This is a genomic window from Paenibacillus tabacirhizosphaerae (assembly GCF_040812395.1).
Lineage (GTDB): Bacteria > Bacillota > Bacilli > Paenibacillales > NBRC-103111 > Paenibacillus_E.
Genome location: NZ_JBFNXH010000059.1, coordinates 1 through 1,876, shown reverse-complemented (window position 1 = coordinate 1,876; position 1,876 = coordinate 1). Strand labels below are relative to the sequence as shown.

Sequence of the window (1,876 nt, the reverse complement as noted above, 5' to 3'; positions counted from 1 at the left end):
GGAAATAAACTTCCCTTGGCTAAGTTTCAGATATTTATTCGGGTGAAGAGAAACATTCACTCCCCCCGCAATCGCCAGTTCGCATCCGCCCCGCTGGATATTTTGGCAAGCCAGATGAATGGCCGTTAATGAGGAGGAGCACATCGTTTCCACAGCCATGCTCGGTCCATGGAAATTGAAGAAATAGGACACCCGGTTGGCGATTGAAGCTAAGGTTCCCCCTGACAATACCGGTCTTCCCAGCATCTGTTCCTGGGCTCCGAAAAGCTGGTACTCTTCATACATAACCCCGACATAAACCCCGACGTTTCCTTCAAGACCTAATCCACGGTACGAACTCAATGTTTCGCGAGTATACCCCGCATCTTCCATGGCTTCATACACACACTCTAAAAATAATCGTTCCTGAGGATCCATCAGTTCCGCTTCGCGTGGGGAAATATGGAAGAAAAGCGGATCGAACTGATCTACCCCCTCCAAAAATCCTCCCCACTTGGAATACGTCTTCCCGGGTTTCGTTTTATCTTCGTCAAAGTATAGGCTGGAGTCCCAGCGCTCTTTAGGAATTTCAATGATGCTATCTCGTCCATCCCGCAAATTGTTCCAAAATTCCTGCAGATTTCTCGCCCCGGGGTACCTTCCTGAAACCCCAATGATGGCAACGTCAACTACCTCGTTCCCTCTCTCTGCGGGAGATCCCTTAAATGAAGCGAACCGTTGGCGTCTATGGCTTTTAGACGCAATCGTCACACGGTCTACCCCAGTGTCTTGATCCTGGGCAGTCGTTGCTGCTTTTTCTGCAATCCCCCATATTTTCTGCAGCTGCTCCCGGTGTGCCTCAAGAAAATACCCGGCCAATTCCTGAATAGTTTGGTATTCAAAAAATAATGTTTTAGATAATGAACCGAATTCTTTTTCTAATTGATTCGTTAATTGCATAACCATGATCGAATCGATTCCGTATGTTTCAAACTCAGCTTCCGCTTCAATTCGATTCACAGGCAGCTTGATGACGGAAGATAGCATTCTTTTCACATAATTTACGACTTTTTCTTGAAGCAATTCTTCTCCGATAGCTAATCTTGTTTGGTTATCGTTAGTAATCGTTTTTTTGTTTTTAGTGCCTTCTTTATTATGAAATGGCTCGAAAAGATTAGCTCGGAACTGCTCTATGTTTCCCTCCATCACCATGACCTGATCTTTTCTCGATACTAGGCCTTGGTACAAGGCGCGGATTCCTGTCTGAGTCCGCATAGGGATCATCCCTGTGTGTTGCGTCATCAGCTTTTCACGTTCCTGGTCAACGCTCATTCCGCCATCCTGCCACAACGGCCAATTGACCGATAGCGTTTTTCCATGGCGTAAATTCAATTGGGCCAATCGGTTACGGTAATCGGCATAAGCATCCATAAAGGCATTGGCGGCCGCGTAGTCTGCCTGCCCTATATTTCCGAATCTTCCTGTCAAGGAAGAAAAAAGAACAAAGAAATCCAGTCTCAAATCTTGGCTTGCCTGATCCAGGTTTTCCAATCCAGTAACTTTAGGAGCCAATACCTCTACAAATTCATCCTTCGTCTTTTTAATAATAAAATTATCCTTAATCACTCCGGCGCTATGAATTATGCCATCGATCTTTCCGAATTGTTCCTGAAGGCTTCGTATTAACTCTGCCACTGCTTGTTTATCCGTTACATCGACCTGCCGGTAAACGATATGCGCGCCCAGGTTTTCAAGTTCTTTCAATTGGGTTCGTTTGGCCTCATTTAGCGAAGAACGGCCGGTTAACACTAAAACTGCTCCCGGGACTCGCCCGGCAATCTCCTCGGCAAATACAAGCCCTAAGCCGCCTGCTCCTCCGGTGATCAGATACACGCCC

The 1,876-nt window shown here is 46.4% G+C and carries 1 protein-coding gene; it reads right to left on the bottom strand.

Features of this window, described 5'->3' with window-relative positions:
• The coding region (locus ABRS97_RS27935) for an SDR family NAD(P)-dependent oxidoreductase (protein ID WP_367819443.1) at positions 1-1,876 on the bottom strand (1,876 nt) is incomplete at both ends.